This is a genomic window from Rothia aeria (genome assembly GCF_016726365.1).
GTDB lineage: Bacteria > Actinomycetota > Actinomycetes > Actinomycetales > Micrococcaceae > Rothia > Rothia aeria.
This window is the reverse complement of sequence record NZ_CP068102.1, coordinates 1,484,870-1,506,123: the sequence shown is the minus strand read 5'-3', so window position 1 is coordinate 1,506,123 and position 21,254 is coordinate 1,484,870. Positions and strand designations below refer to the sequence as shown.

At 59.3% G+C, this 21,254-nt stretch carries 14 protein-coding genes and 1 tRNA gene; 11 read left to right on the top strand and 4 right to left on the bottom strand.

Annotated features, from left to right (window positions below; all coding sequences use genetic code 11):
- Positions 1-13: 13 nt before the first annotated feature.
- A complete protein-coding gene (nhaA, locus tag I6I94_RS06420; RefSeq protein WP_201620517.1) occupies positions 14-1,363 on the top strand; it encodes a Na+/H+ antiporter NhaA in 1,350 nt (449 codons plus the stop codon).
- 101 nt (positions 1,364-1,464) lie between these two features.
- Here nhaA and I6I94_RS06415 read toward each other — a convergent pair whose 3' ends face one another.
- Both I6I94_RS06415 and I6I94_RS06410 read right to left on the bottom strand, forming a co-directional pair.
- The gene (locus tag I6I94_RS06415) at positions 1,465-2,610 is read right to left on the bottom strand and encodes an alpha/beta hydrolase (RefSeq protein ID WP_128087245.1); all 1,146 of its coding nucleotides are present in this window, start codon (positions 2,608-2,610) and stop codon (positions 1,465-1,467) included.
- 199 nt (positions 2,611-2,809) lie between these two features.
- Entirely contained in the window at positions 2,810-3,931 is a 1,122-nt protein-coding gene (locus tag I6I94_RS06410; RefSeq protein ID WP_128087246.1) for an alpha/beta hydrolase, read from the bottom strand.
- Positions 3,932-4,197: 266 nt separating this feature from the next.
- Between I6I94_RS06410 and lysX the strand changes: the two genes are divergently transcribed.
- The 3 genes from lysX to I6I94_RS06395 all read left to right on the top strand — a co-directional run bounded on the left by lysX (position 4,198) and on the right by I6I94_RS06395 (position 9,701).
- Entirely contained in the window at positions 4,198-7,524 is a 3,327-nt protein-coding gene (gene lysX, locus I6I94_RS06405; RefSeq protein ID WP_201620516.1) for a bifunctional lysylphosphatidylglycerol synthetase/lysine--tRNA ligase LysX, read from the top strand.
- Between the two features lie 256 nt (positions 7,525-7,780).
- Positions 7,781-9,343 carry an alanine/glycine:cation symporter family protein gene (locus I6I94_RS06400; RefSeq protein ID WP_242601035.1) on the top strand — a complete coding sequence of 521 codons (1,563 nt, stop codon included), beginning with the start codon at positions 7,781-7,783 and terminating at the stop codon, positions 9,341-9,343.
- Positions 9,344-9,437: 94 nt separating this feature from the next.
- Positions 9,438-9,701, top strand: a complete 264-nt coding sequence (locus I6I94_RS06395) for a PLD nuclease N-terminal domain-containing protein (RefSeq protein WP_052186560.1) — start codon at positions 9,438-9,440, stop codon at positions 9,699-9,701.
- Positions 9,702-9,848: 147 nt separating this feature from the next.
- On the opposite strand, the gene I6I94_RS06390 is transcribed toward I6I94_RS06395, so the two are convergent.
- Positions 9,849-9,935 (bottom strand) — tRNA-Leu (locus I6I94_RS06390).
- Positions 9,936-10,311: 376 nt separating this feature from the next.
- Here I6I94_RS06390 and I6I94_RS06385 point away from each other — a divergent pair.
- The 7 genes from I6I94_RS06385 (at position 10,312) to pknB (ending at position 20,455) form a co-directional block, all read left to right on the top strand.
- Positions 10,312-11,178 (top strand): FhaA domain-containing protein, encoded by an 867-nt coding sequence (locus I6I94_RS06385; RefSeq protein WP_128087247.1) that lies wholly within the window; start codon positions 10,312-10,314, stop codon positions 11,176-11,178.
- The gene (locus tag I6I94_RS06380; protein WP_006886965.1) at positions 11,178-11,663 is read left to right on the top strand and encodes an FHA domain-containing protein FhaB/FipA; all 486 of its coding nucleotides are present in this window, start codon (positions 11,178-11,180) and stop codon (positions 11,661-11,663) included. Before I6I94_RS06385 ends, I6I94_RS06380 begins: the two co-directional genes overlap by 1 nt.
- Before the next feature lie 3 nt (positions 11,664-11,666).
- The gene (locus I6I94_RS06375; RefSeq protein WP_128087249.1) at positions 11,667-13,433 is read left to right on the top strand and encodes a PP2C family protein-serine/threonine phosphatase; all 1,767 of its coding nucleotides are present in this window, start codon (positions 11,667-11,669) and stop codon (positions 13,431-13,433) included.
- Positions 13,426-14,889 carry an FtsW/RodA/SpoVE family cell cycle protein gene (locus I6I94_RS06370; RefSeq protein WP_037233965.1) on the top strand — a complete coding sequence of 488 codons (1,464 nt, stop codon included), beginning with the start codon at positions 13,426-13,428 and terminating at the stop codon, positions 14,887-14,889. The genes I6I94_RS06375 and I6I94_RS06370 overlap by 8 nt, the downstream gene beginning before the upstream one ends.
- Positions 14,882-16,324 (top strand): peptidoglycan D,D-transpeptidase FtsI family protein, encoded by a 1,443-nt coding sequence (locus tag I6I94_RS06365; RefSeq protein WP_037233967.1) that lies wholly within the window; start codon positions 14,882-14,884, stop codon positions 16,322-16,324. Before I6I94_RS06370 ends, I6I94_RS06365 begins: the two co-directional genes overlap by 8 nt.
- Positions 16,321-18,174: a protein kinase domain-containing protein gene (locus tag I6I94_RS06360; RefSeq protein WP_006886966.1), complete on the top strand. Its 1,854-nt coding sequence runs from the start codon at positions 16,321-16,323 to the stop codon at positions 18,172-18,174. Before I6I94_RS06365 ends, I6I94_RS06360 begins: the two co-directional genes overlap by 4 nt.
- 76 nt (positions 18,175-18,250) lie before the next feature.
- Positions 18,251-20,455, top strand: coding sequence for a Stk1 family PASTA domain-containing Ser/Thr kinase (gene pknB / locus I6I94_RS06355; RefSeq protein ID WP_128087250.1), 2,205 nt, complete (start codon positions 18,251-18,253; stop codon positions 20,453-20,455).
- Positions 20,456-20,612: 157 nt separating this feature from the next.
- Here pknB and I6I94_RS06350 read toward each other — a convergent pair whose 3' ends face one another.
- Positions 20,613-21,245, bottom strand: coding sequence for an aminodeoxychorismate/anthranilate synthase component II (locus I6I94_RS06350; RefSeq protein WP_094758717.1), 633 nt, complete (start codon positions 21,243-21,245; stop codon positions 20,613-20,615).
- Positions 21,246-21,254: the final 9 nt, after the last annotated feature.

Genomic DNA, 21,254 nt, shown 5'->3' with positions numbered 1-21,254 from the left:
CCCTGAGGAGAACATGAGTCAGAAGAGTGACGTACAACCCAACAATACAGCTTTCGGGCGAGGTTCTTACCGCGAATCAGTGCGTATTGCCGATATTCTACGCACAGAGTCGGTGGGCGGCTCCATCCTTCTCATAGCGACCGTCCTCGCCATTATTTTTGCCAACACCCCCTTAGCAGCCGCATACTTTGGGGTGCGGGATGCACAAATCGGCCCGGAAATCCCCGGATTCCACCACCTTCACATGAGTGTTGGCACCTGGGCGGCCGACGGGTTACTGGTTGTCTTCTTTTTCCTCACCGGCCTTGAGCTCAAAAAAGAATTCGTTATTGGCGATCTCAAATCCCCTGGCACCGCGATCATCCCCATTGCTGCGGCGTGCGGCGGCGTCATCACCCCCGCCATCCTCTACTTCATTGTCAACCACGCCAGCGAAACAGCGGTGCACGGCTGGGCCATCCCCACCGCCACCGACATTGCGTTCGCGGTGGCCGTACTCGCGGGTGTGGGCACCCACCTGCCCTCGGCGATGCGCATCTTCCTGCTCACCCTCGCAGTGGTCGACGACCTGATCGCCATCTGCATTATCGCCATCTTCTATACCAATAACTTCCACGGCGAATACCTGCTGGCGGCGGTTATTCCCATTGGGCTTTTCGCGCTCATTGCCTATAAGGGCGAGAAAATGTTCCATCTCAAACCCGCCGCAGCCTGGATTATTCTGCTGCCGCTGGGGTTCATCACCTGGGCGCTCTTCCTCGAATCAGGTATTCACGCGACCATCTCGGGCGTGGTTCTGGGCTTCTGCGTACCCGTGAAATTCAATAAACGCACCGAAGCCGCTGGCGCCGACTCCGGCCTCGCGGAGGTCTTCGAACACCGGTTCCGCCCCATTTCCACCAGTATCTGCGTGCCCGTTTTCGCCTTTTTCAGCGCGGGTGTAGCCCTGGGCGGCTTCGACGGGCTGGGCCGGGCCCTCTCCGACCCGGTAGCAATCGGCATTATCTTCGCACTCGTGGTCGGTAAGACCCTGGGTATCACAGGCACCACCTGGCTGGTCACCCGGTTCAAACACGCCAACCTCGACCCGGACGTGAAATGGATCGACATCATTGGTCTGGCGGTCACCGGCGGTATCGGTTTCACCGTCTCGCTGCTGGTGGCTGAGCTGTCATTCCCGCACGGCTCCCCGCACACCGAAGACGCCAAAATCGCTATTCTCTTCGGCTCCATTACCGCCGCCATCCTGGGTGCGATCATCCTCTCACGCCGCAATAAGCACTACAAGGCAGTCGCAGAAAAAGAAGAACTGGACGAGAACCACGACGGTATTCCCGACGTCTTCGAAGGCAAAGGCGACTAGCCGCCCACGCAGTGCAGCCCCTGCACCAGGTGCCGCCTACCGTACACACGGTAGGCGGCACCTAGCGTTTCATAAGGGGCACCCGGCAGGGGCTGAAGCCGCTAACGCATCCCACCGGGTTTAAACCACTGATATTTCCCCAACCAGGCCAGGGCACGCCAATCATTCGGGTGCCACACATCAAACCTGTGCCCACCAGCCGGTATGGTCACCACACTGAGCATACTGGGCTGACTAATACCGCGCGTCGCATCCGCAAGCTCAGCGGTAACCGTCGTATCGTCGGCGGCGGTAAAGTACCACAGCCTCACGGCAGGCCGTTTCTCACGCAGGATGCGCGCCAGATCGTATTCGTTATCGTCCTCGCTGCGCCACTGCTGCCCCGGCTCATACCGAGGCTTAAAATACCCGGCGAACGAGACTCCCGCCCCCACCAGATCGGGGTGACGCACCGGCAGCATTAATGCGCAATAGCCGCCCGCACTATACCCCCAGGTGGCCCACCCATTAGCGGTAGTAGGCACCCGCAGGTTCCTCTTCATAAACGGGATGAGCGAATCAGTCAGAAAACTCTCCGTGTGCGGGGTGGGGCTGGTATTGGGGTCCCCATCCACACATTCGGTGTCCACCCCCGCATAGAACACATCTGGGACAACGAGGATCGTCTCTCCCACAGTGCCATTAGCGACCGCCCGATCAAGGGCCGGAACAAAATTCTCGTACACATCCGGCATGCCCGGGTACCCCGGGAACGCCAACACCACCGGGTACACGCGCTCCGGCGAATCCAGGTAACTAGCAGGAAGCCACACCAGCGTGCGGATACTCCGCCCGGCACTATCGGGAATATACAGCTGCAGCGGACCGTTGCCCCCACTGGCGCGGCGCTCCTCAAATGCTGCACGCAGCGCCGGGTTAGTGTACGCATCCTTCTGTTCGCTGCTGAGCTCGATCCCGGGCGCATTCGAAGGGTTACCAGGGAAAAACCCGTACGTGCTCGTTGAGGCAGAGGCGTGCGGATCCGCGAAAATACTCTCAAGCGTGGGGTACCAGCGGTTTTGCAGGTTCAGGTAAGCGCCCACCGTCAGCAGGGTCAAGAGGGCGGCTAAAAACATCCCCACAGCCTGCACCGCGTATTTACGCGCACCGGGGCCGCGCATGCGCGGCAGCACCCCAATCACAACGCCGTAACAGAACACCGTGAACACGCCAAACAGAAGCACCGTACCCCAGTTTGAGATATTCACCGGCTGCCTCCCCTACGCGTACTACCCTGGCGGTCAGTACCGTTGAACGTACTTTCCTGTGCCTAATCATACGCAGATTTTTTAACGTTCACTTCACCTTTGCCCCATACACACCGTACAGTTGAGGCATTAAGGCAAAGCTGCGCGGGGGCGGACACGTGTTTTACTCACGTGGGCGTGTTGAGGTGAAAGCGCGTATTTAGGGTTTAAACGGCGCCAGGTAGGTGCCTGCCCACTGGAGGGCGGCAGGTTCGCGGCTGAACCACACATCGTACCTGTGCCCACCCGCCGGGACGGTGGCAAGCTGCACACTGGTGGGGGCCTGAACAGCTTGCGTGAATGCGGGCACCTCGTCCCGAATACTCAGGTCGTCTTCAGCGGTAAAAAACCAGATTTTTACCGGAGGCTTTTTCTCCCGCAGCAGGCGCAGCAAATCATATTCGGTGTCTTCTGTGGGGCGCCACTGCTGACCCTCAAGGTACTGCGGGGCAAAATAGCCGGCGAATGAGACGGCAGCACCAATAAGATCCGGGTGCCTGATGGCGAGCATCGGCCCGCAGAAACCACCGGAACTATACCCCCAGGAGAGCCACCCGTCAGCTTCGGTGCTGACTCTCAGGGTGGTTTTAAGCAGCGGGATGAGGGACTCAACAATGGTGCTTTCTACCTGCGGCCCCTTGGGGTTGGTGCTGTCCACACACTCGGTGTCGATACCGTTATAGAAAATATCTGGGGCAACAAGAATGACATCACCAATGGGGCGGGAGGCACCAGGTTTAAGTTTGGCGGCAAGCTGCTCAAACCCTAAAGGCCAGCCGGGGTACCCCGAGAGCCCAAGAATAACCGGGTAGGTGCGTTCCGGGTGGGAGGCGTACCCCTCGGGGAGCCAAATGAAAGTTTTCATATCCGGTGTGCCGCCCCGCCCGGGTACCGTGATTTCCAGGGGTTTGCCCGGTTCGGCGTGAGCCAGTGCCTCCTTCACGGAATCAGCGCCTCGCGCATTTTCTTGCTCCGGGGTGTGCTCAGAGACCTGCTGTGAGACGGGGATCAAGGGCGCGCCGTAGTGGCTGTCTGTAATAGGGGCATTGGGGTCGGCAAAGATACTTTCCAGGGTTGGGTACCACTTGTTTTGAAGGTTCAGGTACGAGGCAACACTGGTGAGGGTCAGCAGGCAGGTGAGGGTAAGACTCACCGCTTGCAGAACATATTTGCGCACCCCGTCGGAGCGCATGAGCCTGGGCAGAATAAATATCATCCACCCGTAGCACAGGATGGTGGGCACAAGCAGCAGGATCACTACTCGCCATTTCACGATAATCATGGTGTTTTCCTTGAGAAGACTTCTCTGTCTAAAAGCTTTAAGTGTGTTTGAGCGTTTTTAATATTTAAGCTTAATTTTATATAAAGTATAAATATTCACATAAGGTATACGATGTATTTCTGTATATATATTTGGCTCTATTATATCTATAAGTCATTTTCGTTTTCTCAGCACGATCACAAGCAAATTATCCGTAACTTTTAAGGTGCACACACCCAAATGATTTATAGAGTTATAGGTAGGGAGTACAGCCCGAAGGGGGATTCATGACAGGCCAGAAACGAAGCCGCGACGCGGCGGATACAGCCTCACGATACGCCGAGGTATCGGCCCGGTGGCTCATTGGCGCCTACTCTTTCCTGACCGTCATCACAGTGTTCTCTTGGATTATCTCGCCCCTGCGCAGCGGGCGCGGCTTCCGCTGGTGGGAGCTGGGGGTGAGCCTCCTCAATATCCCCGCCACCCACTCACTGGCCAGTGCCGTCACGATGCTCGTCATCACCTGGGGTCTGATTGCCCGCAAACGTCTGGGGCTGTACCTGGCGATCTTCTTTCAGGCAGCGGGTATTGTGCTGGGTATCGACAGCACCCTCGTGGTGTTCTTCCCCGACCCGATCATGGGACCCAAACAGTACCTCATCTCGTGGGTAGACACGATTTCGGTGGTTATTGGGCTAATCGCCATCCCCTTCCTGTGGTCTATTCGTAAAGCGTTCCCGGCCCGTATTGGGCGTATCTCGTGGGCCGTGGCGGCCCTTGTGTTCGTGGGCGGTTTCACCGCAACCACACTCATCACCTGGTACTTTGGGCGGCACCTTCCCGGAGTCACCCCACAAAACCTGGTACTGCACGGTCTGGGGATTGACATTGTCCCCGAACTTAAGGGACCTAACGCTGCGGCCGTCGTGGGCACTGTCGCCTCGGTGTTCTATGGGATTTTCTCGGCGATCGCCGTGTACCTCATCCTGCGCGGGTACCGTATGCCAAACACCTGGACAGCTGAACACGAGGTGCGGCTGCGTGAGCTGCTCCAAGAGTACGGAGGAAACGATTCCCTCTCATACTTCGCCACCCGCCGCGATAAGCAGACCGTGTTCTCCCCAGATCATCGGGCCGCCATCACATACCGCATGGTGGGATCGGTGTGCCTGGCATCCAGCGACCCGGTGGGAGACCCGGCCTCCTGGGGCGCAGCAATCCGGGCGTGGATGCGCGCCGCCCGCACCTACGGGTGGGTTCCGGCCGCTATTAGTGTGAGCGAGGCAGGCGCGCGTGCCTTCGCAAAAGAAGGGCTGAGCATTACCCGCATGGGCGACGAAGCGGTACTCACCACCGACAGGTTCAGCCTGAATAATACGTCGCTGACGCAGGTGCGGCAGGCCTGCCAGCGAGTGCGGAAAGCGGGGTACAGCCTGCGCATCCGCCGCCACCGTGACCTCAGTGACCAAGAACTGAAGCAGATGCAGCAGTACTCCGACCAATGGCGGCACGGCAGGGTGGAACGCGGTTTCTCAATGGCTCTAAACCGCCTGGGTGACCCCGCCGACGGCCGGTGCCTGCTGGTATCGGCGCACGCCGCCGACGGGCAGATGGTGGGTTTACTCTCGTTCGTGCCGTGGGGCCGCACAGGGGTTTCCCTGGATGTAATGCGCCGCTCCCCTGAGGCCCCCAACGGGACTATCGAGTTCATGGTGGCCGGGCTGATGGAGCGGGCTGGCGAGTACGGCATCACCCGTGTCTCCCTGAATTTTGCGATGTTCCGTCACGTGTACGATAACGCCGAGCGGTTTGGGGCCAGCCCGTGGGAGAGGCTTGCCTCCCGTTCATTGGGGTACCTGGACAGGTTCTGGCAGTTGGAACGCCTGTACCGGTTTAATCTGAAGTTCGCCCCGGAGTGGGTGGGACGGTATATGGCGTTTGAACCGACGCTGGCGTTCATTAATACGGTGGTTGCGGCGGGTGTGGCCGAGGGGTTCCTGCCGGATATTTCGATTTCGGCGCGGAGGCAGCGATCCCAGGCGCTGTTATTGGGAGAGGCTGATTGTGAGCGGGTGCGGGAGATTGAACGCCGGTCTCTGGCAGACACCCCGCGGGTGCAGACACGCCGCAGTGAGCAGACTCGGCACCGCATCCGGCACGCTGAGCTATTACGCAGCGCGGGTATGGAGCCATATCCGTTGGGTGTTCGGTGTGATTATTCGGTGGAAGAGCTCACCAATATATTGCATTCAGGAAATATTTCGGTTGAGGAATTTACCCTGTCGGGTCGGGTGCGGTTTATTCGCAACCACGGCGGGGTCGTCTTCCTCACCCTCATAGAGAACGGCCGCACCCTCCAGGTGGTTATTGAACGCGCCGCTGTGGGTGCGCAGGCGCTGCGGCTTCTCAGCCAGACCGTCGATACCGGCGATATTCTGCTCATCACCGGCAGCATGGGAGCCTCACGTAACGGCACCGTCTCGGTGCTGGCCAGCGACTGGCGGATGGCTTCTAAGTGCCTGCATCCCATCCCGTTCGCCTCATTCACCGACCCGGAGGCGCGCCTGCGCCGCCGCTCCACCGATCTGCTGGTTAACCCTGAACAGGTGCAAAACCTGCGGATGCGCTCGGCTATTATTACGTCCATCCGGCACACCCTGGATACGGAAGGTTTCACCGAGGTTGAGACCCCAATCCTGAACACGGTGCACGGTGGCGCCAGCGCCCGCCCCTTCAAAACGTTCATTAACGCCTACGGGGCGGATCTAACACTGCGTATCGCCCCGGAGCTATACCTCAAACGCTTGGTGGTGGGCGGCATGGGTGCCGTATATGAGCTGGGCCGTGACTTCCGCAACGAGGGTGCAGATAACACGCACAACCCCGAGTTCACAGTGCTTGAGGCATACCGACCCTACGCCGACTACACCGATATGCGCCACCTAACGGAGCGGATCATTAAAAACACGGCGCAGGCGGTGTACGGTCAGTGCGTGCTGCCGTTGGGGGCAAAGGGCAGCACAGACCGTACGCTGGATGATGTTTCAGGTGCCTGGCCGGTGGTTTCGGTGTGTGAGGCACTCTCAGCGGCGGTGGGCACCACCATCACCTTAGACACCGATTTTGAGACGCTCCTGGCCCTGGCTCGTGAGCATGAGATTCACGTACGGGACGATATGGGTGCAGGGGCGGTCATTGAGGAACTGTATGGTGAACTGGTGGAAGCAAAAACCGTGTTCCCCACGTTTTACACGGATTTCCCGGTGGAGACCTCCCCCTTAGCTGGTGCGCACCGCAGTGTTTTGGGGCTGGTGGAGCGCTGGGATTTGGTGATTAACGGTATGGAGATGGGTACCGCCTACTCCGAATTAGCCGATGCGCTGGTGCAGCGTGAGCGTCTGGTAGCGCAGTCACTGAAAGCGGCCGCCGGAGACCCCGAGGCCATGCAAGTGGATGAGGATTTCCTGTACGCCCTGGAGACGGGGCTGCCGCCTACCGGCGGGCTGGGGATCGGTATTGACCGGCTGGTCATGCTCATGGCGCAGACCCAGATTCGCGGGGTGCTTTCGTTCCCCTTCGTAAAACCGTTAAAGCACGATACGCGCTACCAGTGAGCCTTCTCCCCCGCTTCTAATTACTGCTAAGCCGAGGGCGCTTTCGGCGGGGGTGGCACACGCTGCGGTGTGCGTTAATTATTCGTTACAAATTCCCTGAAACCACTTATTGAGCTTGCTCACACGGGTACTGTACCGCAACAATAGTTACCTGTAACTTCCGGAAAAATATCTTTTTCCGTATGCGGGTGCTTAAGCCCCGCCCCTCCCCCGCAGTGACGCCTCGTACCGGGGGATTACTGTGTTCAATAACCCGATGGGAGCGCCCGTGGAGGGATTCGTACATTTTATTCAAGACGTCAACACCTATACCTCTGGCGCCACCAGCGTGGTTGACTCTATTCAGCAATGGGTATGGGAGAACTTCCTCTTCGTGGCGCTGATTGCCGCTGGTTTGTTCCTGACCATCCGCACCCGTGCGGTGCAGTGGCGTTCTCTGCCCGAGATGCTGCGCGTGCTCACCGACCCGTCCGGTCACGAAGCTGACGGCCGTAAGAGCATTTCCTCATTCCGTGCGTTCACGGTTTCGGCGGCATCCCGTGTGGGTACCGGCAATATTGCGGGCGTGGCGATCGCTATTGCGATGGGCGGCCCCGGTGCGGTGTTCTGGATGTGGCTTATTGCGGCGGTGGGCGGCGCATCCGCTTTCGCCGAGTCGCTGCTGGGTCAGCTGTATAAGGAGCGCGGCAAGGACTCCTATATTGGTGGCCCCGCCTACTATATGCAGCGCGGGCTGAACGCACGCTGGCTGGGCCTGATTTTCGTGGGCTTTATTGTGCTGACCTATAGTTTTGTGTTCTGCGCGGTGCAGACCAACGCGATTGTTGAGGCGGGCGCGAACTCGTTCAACATCAGCATTGAAGGCACGGACGGTATGGGGTTCCGCATCCTGGTGGGTGTGATTATTACGGGCCTGACGGCGGCCATTATTTTCGGCGGTATTCGTGCGATCTCCTCGGTAACCGAGTTTCTGGTGCCGTTCATGGCGGTGCTGTACATGGTTCTGGGCCTTCTGGTGGTGGGCTTGAATATTGGAGAAATTCCGAACGTTCTGCTCATGATTTTCGAGGGCGCTTTTGGTCTGCGTGAGTTTGTGGTGGGCGGCACGATGGGTGCCGTTATTTGGGGTATGAAACGCGGCCTGCTCTCAAACGAGGCCGGTATGGGTACCGCCCCGAACGCGGGCGCAACCGCGACTATCTCGCACCCCGCCAAACAGGGCTATGTGCAGGCGCTGGGTGTGTATTTCGATACGATGCTGGTCTGCTCTGTGACCGCGTTTATTGTGCTTCTGTCGAATCCTGTCTATGGCGATAAGACCCGCGGTGCGGGCCTGACTCAGGATGCGTTGGCCGCCCAGTTGGGTGGTTGGGCCACGCACTTCTTAACCTTCGCTATTTTCCTCTTCGCGTTCTCCTCGGTCATTGGCAACTACTATTACGGTGAGTCGAATATCCGCTTTGTGACCGAAAAGCGTTGGGCACTGACGGTGTTCCGCCTGGTGGTGCTGGGGTTTGTGTTCTTTGGCGCGATTGCATCGCTGAGCCTGCTGTGGACGACGGCGGATATGCTGAACGCGGGCATGGTGATTGTGAACCTGGTGGCGGTGCTGTGGCTTTCACCGAAGGTGGTTGCGGTTCTGAAGAACTATGAGACGCAGCGTAAGGCTGGGCTGGAGCCTATTTTCATGGCATCCGATATGCCCGAGATTAAAAACTTGGCTGCCTGGGATGGCACGGATGAGGTGACCACCCGCGAGTTCTGGGCTAAACGAGACTCGGATGCTGCCGCTAAGCGGGCACAAAAGACGGGTGTTTAGCTTAGTCTCCTCACTATGAAGCGGAGTTTTTACCGGATAAGTGCTACTCTCTGGTGAAAACTCCGCTTTTACTGAAAACCTTGGAGGGCCCCTCATGCCTAGCGGCGTGCTTGATGTACTGTGGACCGCGGTGTTTCTCGTGGGTATCGCATTGGCGCTGTACTGTCTGCTCACGATTCACCGCAGCCCGTACTTTAGTGAGGTGCAGAAGCTCAAGTGGCTCCTGTTCACCTTGGCGCTACCGTTTCTTGGCCCTATCGCCTGGATTTTACGTTCACGCGCCGAGAAGCGGGAGGCTGCGCAGCGGCCCTCACCCGATACGCAGAATACTCAGCCGCCCAGCAATGACGCCCCATAGGATACTAAACGCCGCAGGGCGTACATCACTGTTCGGTCTTGCTGGATGTTTATGCTGATGTTTGGCCCGCCGGGTGCTGCAGACACACGGGAAAGACGGGTATGACGGGTATAAAAAATCCCCGGTTCAACTGAACCGGGGATTAGTTGGTGCGCGAGGGGGGAGTTGAACCCCCACGCCCTCACGGGCACACGGACCTGAACCGTGCGCGTCTGCCTATTCCGCCACTCGCGCAAGTGTCTTACAACCTGTGGTTGCAGGCAACATATAGAACTATACGCACCCCTTGGCCCCCTGTCCAATCCAATTTTAGTAACCTTATTCACATCACATGACGGATTTTTACGCCCTATTATCGGGGTGTAACGGTATGGAACATCCACGCATGGTGCACCAGAATTCACCGTAGTGCCTCTTCAGCCCCCGGTTTTACTGCGAAAATAACCCCGATTCTGCATTAATCACCGCCTATCGCATAGAATAGCGTTGGGTGTGTGTATCTAACACACGCACAGCATATGCACAGTTAAAATCGCTAGACTGTACCTTTCGCGGGCCCGCGCGGGCTCACGGCAGTACAATCGGCACGGATCGTTAGGAGGAGGCGGCAATGAAGTTTATGGACAGGCTTGAGCGGCTAGAACAAGGCATTGGGCAGGCCGTTGGCTTCTCCAAAGGCTTCGGCACCTTCGAAAAAGCAGATATTGCAAACCGTATTCGCACGGTCATGGACGATGAATCCTACATCGATCCCAACGAGATGCTGATGGCCCCCAATATTTATGCGGTTAATTTCTCCCCCGCAGATTTTGACAGGATACGGGAGTGGGGCAACCCGTTTGCTATTGAGCTCTGCGACCTCGCCATTTCACACGCGCGAGCGCAGGGATACTCGCTCATTGGGGCGGTGCGCATCACCTTCCATTCCTTACCGGAGGTTCACCCCGGTGATTTCCAGGTGGTGCCCACGTTTGAGTACTTTTCCACCCCGCCCGCTCAGGGTGCCCTGCCGGTGCAGACACCGGTCAATGACGCCCCACCGAGCCCGCATGGGGCACCCTCCTACAGCCCGGTGCGCCCGCCGCGTGCACGGTCGCTGCCGACGCGCATCACCAAGCCGCAGGCCGCACCGGCGCAGCAGCCTCCGCAGGCTGCTCCGCCCGCCCCCGCCCCGCAGCCGCTGGTACCGCACCTTGAGATTGATGGGCAGCCCATTGAGCTGACCTCGTTCCCGGTAGTTATTGGGCGTGGCAGTGTGGCTGATATCCGTGTGGATGGTAAGAGTATTTCCCGCCGCCACCTGCAGATTTCGCACCAGAGCGGGGCGTACATTGTGACCGATTTGGGCTCCACTAATGGCACGATGCTCAACGGCACCGCCCTGCGCACCCCCGCAACTTTGCACGACGGTTCTCTCCTGCGACTAGGCGATACGAGCATCTTCTTCCGTATGATGCCCGCCGGGGGTGCTCTCTAGTGGCCTCTGAGCTTACCGTCATTATCCTGCGCTTCGCGTTTTTGGCGTTGCTGTGGTTCTTCGTGTTTCTGGTGTTGGCCGCAGCACGCCGCGACTTGGGGCTGGGGAAGAATTTCCGCACAGTCTCGGTGGATGCGTTCGCCTCCCCTGCCCTGCCGGCGGCTGAGCAGGCCCCTGTGGCTGCTCCCCCGGCGCGCCCGTCCCAGTTGGTGATCACTGAGGGCGCGCAGGCTGGTGCCATGATGCAGCTGGGGGATGAGCCCATCACGATTGGACGCGCAAACGATATTGAGGTTTCGCTTCAGGATGACTACGCCTCGGGACGCCACGCGCGCCTGTTCCCGCAGGGCTCCCGTTGGTTCCTTGAAGACCTTGGCTCAACGAACGGCACCTATGTGGACGGCCAGCGCCTTAGCCGTGCCACCGTCATTGAGCCGGGCACCGAATTTAGGGTGGGTGGCACCACCATGCAGTTGAGGGGGTAGTCGGTGAAGATTGCCTTCCGTTTCGCGGCACGCTCCGATGTGGGTGTGCGCCGCAGCAAAAATGATGATTCCGGCTACGGGGGCCGGTATCTTGCCGTGGTTGCCGACGGCATGGGCGGGCACGTGGGCGGTGACGTCGCGTCCGCCACAGCTGTACTTAACCTGACCCCGCTGGATCACCCCGATTTTGACGGCACCGCGGGCGTGTACCTGGCGGATGAGATTCAAAGCGCGAACAGCATCATTAACGATCTGGCGCATGAGGATTCGCGGCTGGCGGGGATGGGCACCACCTGCACCGCCCTGCTCATTGACGGTGACAAGATTGAGCTGGCGCATATTGGCGATTCCCGAGCCTACCGTTTGCGCCCGGGCCCGGACGGGCAGTTCGAGCAGATCTCGACAGACCACACGTTTGTGCAGCGCCTGCTGAATGAGGGGCGCATCACCCCGCAGGAGGCTGTGCACCACCCGCACCGCAACGTCATTATGCGTGTGCTTGGTGATGTGGACGCCTCACCTGAGCTTGAGCTGCAGACCCTTGATGCGGTGCCGGGAGAGCGCTGGGTGTTGGCTTCTGATGGGCTGGACTCGGTTGTTCCCGATTCCGATATTGAGGCGGTTTTGCGCTCCACCGACGATCTGGAGCAAATTGCTGATGTTCTCATCCAGATGACCCTGGAGCGCGGTGCGCCCGATAACGTGACGGTAGTGGTCGCCCAGGTGATTGACCGCAGCGTGCTGCCTGAGGATGAGCCGGTGGGCGAGTCTGCCGTGCCGGATGCGCCCAGCCTGCCGGCTTCTATTGCCCCGGCCGTGCCCAATGCCACCGGGGATGAGGATACGATGCGTATCCCTCCTGAAGACCCCACCGAGGTGAACCCCGCCGGTGGCGACAGCCCCGGTTCGGCGCATATTCGCCGCCGGTTCCGGCGTGCACGCGATTTAACCGGGTCTTTGCTGCACGAGGAGGAACTGCACAAACGCGGCGCGGTTGAGGTGATTCATACCTCCGCTGAGATTCTGCGTGGGCAGCTTGGGCAGCGCCCGCACCAGCTGGTGGGTTCAGCCGCTTCGGCGACAGAGACGGGGATGATCCCGGCCGTGGTGGACCGCACCCTGGAGCACCGCGCCACCTTGGCGCAGCGGGTGCCGCTGACTACTGAGGGTGAGACGGCACAGCTTCCCGAGGAGCTTGAGGCCATGCTCACCGTGGATGCGGCTAAGCACCGCCCACGCCGCTGGCCGCTGCGCATTTTCGTGCTGCTGCTGGTGGTTGGGGTGCTCTCGGCTGCCGCGTGGACGGGTATGCGCTGGATTAGCGGCCGCTACTATGTGAGCGACAGCAACGGCAAGGTGTCAATCTATAACGGTATTCCGCAGACCCTTGGGCCTATCCGGTTCTCGCATGTGGTTGAGGAAAGTAACGTGTCGGTTAATGACCTCTCGGACCATAACCGTGCGCTGCTGAAAGACACGATTTCGGCCGACAATATTGATGAGGCGCGCGTGGTGGTGAACCGTCTGCAGACGCAGGCGAACCTGAACGCGCACCCGAGTCCTTCGCCTTCATCTTCTTCTTCAGCCAGCCCGTCTGGGAGTGCGAAGCCTTCCGAGAGCCACAACCCGTCGGTGACCCCCACTCCCACCCCGAGCGCGGAGGAATCCGGTAACGCCACGGTTCCGTTAATGCCCGGCACCGAGGGTGCCGCTACCACGGAAGGGGACGTGGGTACCGTAACTGGTGAAGGGGGTGCGCATCATGGCTAGTTCCCTCTTCTCCCGACGCGACCCGAACGCCCCGAAGTCACGCCGGTTCATTGAGATTGTACTGCTGGTTTTAGCGGTGGGCATCAGCTCGGGCGCGCTGTACCTGCGGAACCCTGAAGAGGCATTTGGCAGCTCGTCAAGCGCCTGGCTCATGGGCACCGTTGTATTAGGCGTGGGCGCGCTGATTCTGCATGTGGTGCTGGGGCTTCGGGCACGGTACGCCGACCCGTTTATCTTACCGATCGTGATTGTGCTCAACGGTGTCGGTTTGGCCATGATTTACCGTATCGACTCGGATTTGAAGTACCCGGTGGGTGACTCGCAGCTGTTTTGGACGGGCCTGTCGATGCTCGCCTGCGCCGTGGTTATCTACTTCCTGCGGGATCACCGGGTGCTGCGTAAGGTCACCTACATTTCGTTGGCGCTGTCCCTTATTTTGCTGGTGCTGCCGCTGCTGCCGATTATTGGTCAGGAAATTAACGGTGCGCGCATCTGGATCTCCATTGCGGGCCGCACCTTCCAGCCGGGTGAGGTTGCCAAGATTACCCTGGCGATTTTCTTCGCCGGGTACCTTTCGACCCACCGTGACCTGATTCTTGTGGCGGGGCGGCGCATTGGGCCTATTCAGCTGCCCCGGTTCAGGGATTTGGTGCCGGTGTTTTTGGCGTGGCTGGCGAGCATTGGGGTGCTGGTGTTCCAGCATGACCTTGGGTCGTCAATCCTGTTCTTCGGCCTGTTCATGGCGATGCTGTACCTTTCAACGGGTAAAACCTCGTGGCTGGTCACCGGTGGTATTGGTGTGGTAGCTGGTGGGTTCTTGGCGTACCACTCCATTTCGCACGTCCACGACCGTATCTACGCGTGGGTGCATGCCTTCGACAACGATATTTACAACAGCTCCTACGGTGGTTCTCGGCAGATCCTGCAGGGTGTCTTTGGACTCTCCTACGGCGGGCTGTTTGGCCGCGGCTGGGGGCAGGGACGCACCTACCTGGTGCCGTACGCTAACTCGGATATGATCATCACCTCCCTCGGTGAGGAGCTGGGCCTGCTGGGTTTGGGCGCGATCCTCATGATGTACCTGGTGCTGGTCTCACGCGGGTACCGTGCCGCGCTGGGTACCCGCGACGGTTTTGGGAAGCTGCTAGCGGCTGGGCTGTCCACCGTTATGGTGCTTCAGCTGTTTGTGGTGGTTGGCGGTGTGACTCGACTGATCCCGCTGACCGGTTTGACCACCCCGTTCATGTCTGCTGGCGGCTCGTCGTTGGTGGCGAACTGGATTATTGTGGCGCTGTGGCTGGCGATTTCGCATTCGGCACGTGCCCCGCACGGCGTGGTCGATTTTGATGCCCCACGGGGTATTGACTACGGCAGTAACGATTACGAACCTGAAGGTGCGACCAGTGTTCTGGCGCGTATTTCTACGGCATCAACAGAAGGGAGCCAACGTGGATAGGGCGATTCGCCGCATGTGGATGTCTGCCGCGTGCGTCTTTATCTTGCTAATGGGCACCCTGAGCTATATTCAGTTCTTTGATGCGCAGATGCTCATGGAGCACAAGTGGAACACCCGTGCCCTGTACGATAACTACGGTTCGCAGCGTGGTTCGATCGTGGTGAACGGAACTGAGATTGCTTCCTCAGTGAAATCTAACGACGAGTACAACTATCAGCGCGTATATTCCGAACCTGAGAAGTATGCTGGTATTACCGGCTACTTCTCGTCGGTGTACGGTTCGACGGGTATTGAGTCGGCTCTGGATAAGGAGCTTTCGGGTACCTCGGACAGCCAGTTCTATGATCGTGTGGCGCAGCTGTTCTCAGGTAATTCCACACGCGGGGCCAGCGTTGAGCTGACTGTGGACGATAAGCTGCAGACCCTCGCCTACCAGCTGCTGCAGGGCAGGAAGGGTTCTATTGTGGCGATGAACCCGAAAACAGGGGAAATTCTGGCGATGGCATCCTCGCCTTCGTATGACCCGAATAAGTTGGCTGCGCATAGTGAGCAGTCGGTGATCGCCGACTACACGAAGCTGACCCAGGATCAGCAGTCCCCGCTGTTTAACCGTGCGATCGCGGGTAACACCTACTCACCGGGTTCGACGTTCAAAATTATTGATGCCGTGGCCGCGCTGGAGTCGGGGAAGTATGACGAGAAGTCTGTGATTGATAACCCGGCGCAGCTTCCGCTGCCGGGCACCAATGTGACCCTGCCGAACTTTGTGAATGGTCAGTGTGCCACCCGCACGCAGGCGACGATTGAGTGGGCGTTAGCGCAGTCGTGTAATACTCCGTTTGCGAATATCGCCCTCGATTTGGGGCAGGAGAAGATTTCTCAGACCGCCTCAAAGTTCGGGTACGGCCAGGATTTGTCGATCCCGTTGAAGGTCACCAAGTCGGATTTCCCCTCCGATATGACGAAGAGCCAGCTGGCTCAGGCGTCGGTGGGCCAGTATGACGTGAAAACCACGCCGCTGCAGGTGGCGATGACTTCCGCGGCGATTGCGAACGGTGGTGTGCAGATGAAACCTAATCTGGTTCGTTCGGTGAAGACCAGCAACCTGAGCACGTTGTCTGAGTTCTCTCCCGAGAAATTGCGCACCTCAACTTCCCAAAAAGTCGCCGATCAGGTGAAACAATGGATGGTGAACTCGGTCGATAATGGTATTGCGTCCGGTGCGGGTGTGTCGGGCGTGAAGGTGGCGGGTAAGACCGGCACCGCCGAGATTGGCACGACCGGGTTGAACAATTCCTGGTTTACCGGTTTCGCCCCGGCGGATGACCCCAAGATTGCTATTGCGGTCGTCTATGAGGATATTGATGTGTCCACGGGCGCGAAGCTTTCGACTAATGCAGGTAAACAACTCTTTGAGGCGGTGTTGAACAAGTGAGGCCTTCGGCTGATGTCACCTTGGGCGGTCGCTATACCCTGACTGAACGTATCGCTGTAGGCGGTATGGGTGAGGTCTGGAAGGCGCGCGATAAGGTTCTTGGGCGCATCGTCGCAGTGAAAATCCTGAAAGAGGAGTACACGGGTGACCCCGGGTTCTTGGAGCGGTTCCGCGCGGAGGCGCGCCACACCGCACTGCTGAACCACCCGGGTGTGGCGAACGTGTTTGATTACGGCGAGGAGGATAACTCGGCGTACCTGGTGATGGAGCTGGTTCCCGGGGAGCCGCTATCGAACATTATTGAGCGTGATAGCACTATCCCAGCGGATCGTATCCTGAACATTATTGCGCAGACGGCGCGCGCGCTGGCGGCAGCACACGCGCAGGGCCTGGTGCACCGCGATGTGAAGCCGGGTAACCTGATTATCACCCCGGATGACCGCGTGAAGGTAACCGACTTCGGTATCGCCCGGCTGGCGAACCAGGTTCCGCTCACAGCCACGGGTCAGGTGATGGGTACCGCCCAGTATTTGGCCCCTGAGCAGGCGACCGGGCAGACCGCGACCCCCTCATCCGATATGTATTCGCTGGGTATTATCGGGTACGAGGCGCTGGCGGGGCACCGCCCGTTTACGGGCGAGTCGCAGATCGCTATCGCTTTGGCGCAGGTGAATGATACCCCGCCGCCGCTTCCTGACAGTGTCTCACCGACGGCGCGGGCACTGATTATGTGCCTGCTGGCGAAGGACCCCTCAGAGCGTCCCGCGAGCGCTACAGCACTGGCGGCGGCGATTGACGCTATCCGCCGTAACGATGTGCGTGCGGCGTTGAAGGCCGTGCCCGCACTTAAACAGTTCATGCCGAAGTCGGCGACAGCTGCGACGGCGACGCAAACCCAGACTCAGGTGCAGCAGAGCGCTGCTACAGGTGCTACGGGAGCTATCACTGCCGCGGCTGCGCCCCGGTTCGGTTCAGGCGGGCGGTTCTCACCGAATCCGACGACCGCGCCCATCCCGCCGGTCGCTGGCACCGGTGCGCAGCCGGTGCAGCATGTTGATGATGAGGACGAGCCGGAGCAGAAGCGTTCAGGCATCGTTAAGTGGGTTGTTATCGGTGTGGTAATTCTGCTGGTGGTTGCCCTGGCCCTGTGGGCTGCCACTGCGCTGCAGGGTTCCCCTAAGAACGACCCAAGCGGCAGCCCGTCGGTGAGCGCCTCGGCGTCCCCCTCGGAGCAGGAGCCTTCGAGCAGCCCGGCTACGAATAACCCGGATACGCAGAAGCAGAATAATGTGACGGTGAACCCTGCCGAGTTCGTGGGCCGTAGCCTGCTGGAGGTGACGAACGAGCTGTCCCAGATGGGTCTGCAGGTTAAACCTGAGGGTGTTGACTCGAACGAGGCGAAGGACACGGTACTGTCGGTTTCCCCGTCAGGTTCGGTGGAGAAGGGTACAAGCATTATTGTGAAGTACTCGAATGGCCCGAAGACGGCGACTATCCCCACCGGGCTGATTGGCCAGGATAAGGACACCGCCTCTGCGGCGATCGTGAAATTGGGCATTAATGTGAATCAGATATCGGAGCATTCTGATACGGCGGCCCCGGGTACGGTGCTGCGCATTACCCCGCTGCCTGGCACTCAGGTTCCCCTTCATAGTAGTGTAGATGTGTACATCGCTGATGCCTCTTCCGGTCAGGGGTCCGGAGGAGCAGCCCCATCAGCAAATACCTCTACGAGTGCGAGCGCAAGCGCGAGTGCAAGTACACCACCGAGGCAGCCTACTTCCGCTCCCGCGAGCACAAGCGCTACCTCCTCCGCCAGCGCGGCTGCTGCTGCCACGCCGTCAGAGTAGTGAATGGTGCCCAGTATGTCGTGTCGCGCATGTATGAGCTAAGAGTTTAACTTCTGACCCTAGACCAGGAGATTGTATGGACCTGTTGGTTCCCGATATGGTAGATGATCGCTATAAGGTGCTTGATGTTATTGGCACCGGGGCGATGGCTACTGTCTACTCGGCGGAGGACACCCGTTTGGGCCGTAAGGTCGCGATGAAAATTCTTCGACCGGAGCAGGCCCAAGATCAGACGTTCCGTATACGTTTTAAGCGCGAGGCCGAGGCTGTCGCGTCACTGAACTACCCCGCTATTGTGGCGGTGTACGATACCGGTGCCTACTCACCCACCCCGACCACACCCCAAGAGTATGGTTTTGAGGGGGCCCAGCCCGGCGCTGAGGATGGGAGCATCCCATATATTGTGATGGAGCTGGTGAACGGCCGCACCTTGCGTGAGGTGCTGTCGTCAGGGGCGCATCTTCCGGTGCGTGAGGCTATGGCGTACGCCGATCAGCTGCTGGGTGCACTGCAGTACAGCCACGATATGGGCATTATTCACCGCGATATTAAACCCGCGAACATTATGGTTCTGCCGCTGACTGATGAGGATATTTCCTTGGGCCAGTCAGGGAAGATTAAGGTGATGGATTTCGGGATTTCGCGCGCCCTTGAGGAGGCAGGCGAGGCCCTGACGAAGGCGAATGTGGTGCTTGGTAGTGCCCGGTATATGTCGCCGGAGCAGGTGAGCGGCCACGAGGTGGATACCCGCAGCGATATTTACTCCGCTGCGTGCGTGATCTATGAGATGGTGGCCGGACGTACCCCTTTTGATGCCGAGTCGAATGTGGATTTGGCGGCTAAGCACCTGTCGGAGGCTCCTCAGCCGCCGAGCGCTTTTTCTCCGCTGCCGGTTCCGCCGCAGCTGGATGCTGCGATTATGCGCGGGCTGGCGAAGAACCCGAATGAGCGGTACCAGTCGGCGGATGAGTTTGCCCAGGCGCTGCGTGCGGCGTTCGGTTCTGCCGATGATGATGCTACGGTCGCCCAGCCTGCCTTGGGTGCGGCTGCTTTTGCACCTTACCAGGGTGAGAATACCGGGACGATGGAGCCGCCGCCTGATGAGGAGGCGGGGCTGAATGATTTCTTTGAGCAGGATTATTATGACGCCTGTGAGGAGGTTGAGCCGGAGACTCCCCGCAAGCGCGCCTGGCTGCAGGTGCTGATCGGTTCGCTGATTGTGGCCCTGCTGGCCTTTAGTGTGGGCTCGGTGCTGTACTACCAGAATAAGCTGAATGAGGTGCCGCAGGTTGCGGTGCCGTCGGTGGCTAACGTGTCGAAGGATGAGGCGGACACCCAGCTGCGTAACCTGGGTTTCACGCTGGAGTATAAGAACGCCTTCTCGGATACCGTGAAGAAGGGCGACGTGATTAGTGTCGACCCGACTGCGGGCACCATGATTGATAAGGGCGCAAAGGTGACTCTGACGGTTTCCAACGGCCCGAAGAAGCTGGTGATTCCGGATAATTTGCAGGGTCAGAGCGAGGCGTATGTGCGTAACGCTCTGAAGGAGATGGGCGTTGTGGACGGGCGTGTGACGACCGTTGAGAGCGCGACTGTCCCTGCGGGTATGGTGGTGTCGCTGACGAATCAGTCCGGTGAGGTTCTTGAGCCGGGCGCGGCTGTTGAGGCGGGCCAGACCGTCGATTTGGTGCTTTCTTCCGGTAAGGTGAAGGTCCCGTCGCTGGTGGGTCTGACGAAGGATCAGGCGGTGGCTGCCTTGACTGACCCGAATACGCACCTGAGCACGAATGTTGAGGAGGTGCAGACGAGTGCTTCCCCGGCGGGTACTGTGATCGCTCAGAGCGCTGCGGCGGGCACCCTGGTGGAGCAGAACAGCACCATCACTATCCGTGTGGCGAAGGCCCCGGCGCAGACTGCTACGGCGGCACCGGTTCCCTCGGCGTCGGCACGTTCGGGCACGTCCGGTAGCGGCAATACGTCCGGCGGCGGTGCCAATAGCGGCACCGGCACCGGCGGGAATACGTCTGGCGGCGGCGCGAATGCTGGCACCGGCACCGGCGGTAACCAGAACCAGCAGCCGACTGCTGCGCCGACGAGTGGCGCCTCAGCATCTGCGGCACCGGCGGCCCCGTCAGCACCTGCAAGCAACCCGGCAAATGGCGGGAATAATAACGGTAACCGCGGTGATACCGGGAACAACGGGAACAACAATAACAACGGGAATAACAATAATAATGGCGGGAATAATAACGGAAATAACAACAATAACCGCCGGTAGCCGCCCGGGCGTGTAAACGCTGAACGGCTAGTGGGGTGGGTTCTCCGGTTATCCGGGAAGCCCACCCCATTCCTATTCCTTTGCACCACACATACACGCATACGAAATGCCCCCAGCAGCCTGCTGGGGGCATTGTGGTGTTTGTATATTGGCCGGGTTAGCTAATGAGTGGAGAAAGCGTTTTTGCGTGCTGCGCGGCGCCTTGTACCCCGATTTCTTCAAGCCAGTTGCCGAGCATGAGGTAGCCGCCTTCTGTGAGCACCGATTCTGGGTGGAACTGCACACCGTGCATGGGTGCTTCGCGGTGGCGCAGCCCCATAATGATGCCGTTTTCGGTGGTGGAGGTAACCTGCAGCACCTCGGGCATGGTGTCGGGGACTACGGCAAGCGAGTGGTAGCGGGTCGCCGTGAAGGGGCTTGGGACGTCTTTGAACACCGAGTCGTTTTCGTGCACCAGGGTGGAGGTTTTACCGTGCATGAGCTCGGGGGCGTGGGTGACGGTGCCGCCGAAGGCTTCAGCGATTGCTTGGTGTCCCAGGCACACGCCCAGCAGGGGTTTGTGGGTGTTGGCGGCCCACTTGATGGTGTCGATAATGACTCCGGCGTCTGCAGGGGCACCGGGGCCGGGTGAGATAAGCACCCCGTCATGCTCTGCTGCGAGTGCGAGCACGGTGTCGAGGTCGTGTTCATCGTTGCGGATTACGGTGGTTTCGGCACCGAGCTGCTGCAGGTATCCCACAAGGGTGAAGACGAAACTATCGTAGTTGTCGATAACGAGGATGCGTGTCATGGTTTTCTT

Coding starts and splice junctions, on each gene's coding strand:
- nhaA (WP_201620517.1), top strand. CDS start 14: ATGAGTCAGAAGAGTGACGTACAACCCAACAATACAGCTTTCGGGCGA.
- pknB (WP_128087250.1), top strand. CDS start 18,251: ATGGACCTGTTGGTTCCCGATATGGTAGATGATCGCTATAAGGTGCTT.
- I6I94_RS06385 (WP_128087247.1), top strand. CDS start 10,312: ATGAAGTTTATGGACAGGCTTGAGCGGCTAGAACAAGGCATTGGGCAG.
- lysX (WP_201620516.1), top strand. CDS start 4,198: ATGACAGGCCAGAAACGAAGCCGCGACGCGGCGGATACAGCCTCACGA.
- I6I94_RS06350 (WP_094758717.1), bottom strand. CDS start 21,245: ATGACACGCATCCTCGTTATCGACAACTACGATAGTTTCGTCTTCACC.
- I6I94_RS06410 (WP_128087246.1), bottom strand. CDS start 3,931: ATGATTATCGTGAAATGGCGAGTAGTGATCCTGCTGCTTGTGCCCACC.
- I6I94_RS06370 (WP_037233965.1), top strand. CDS start 13,426: ATGGCTAGTTCCCTCTTCTCCCGACGCGACCCGAACGCCCCGAAGTCA.
- I6I94_RS06395 (WP_052186560.1), top strand. CDS start 9,438: ATGCCTAGCGGCGTGCTTGATGTACTGTGGACCGCGGTGTTTCTCGTG.
- I6I94_RS06400 (WP_242601035.1), top strand. CDS start 7,781: ATGGGAGCGCCCGTGGAGGGATTCGTACATTTTATTCAAGACGTCAAC.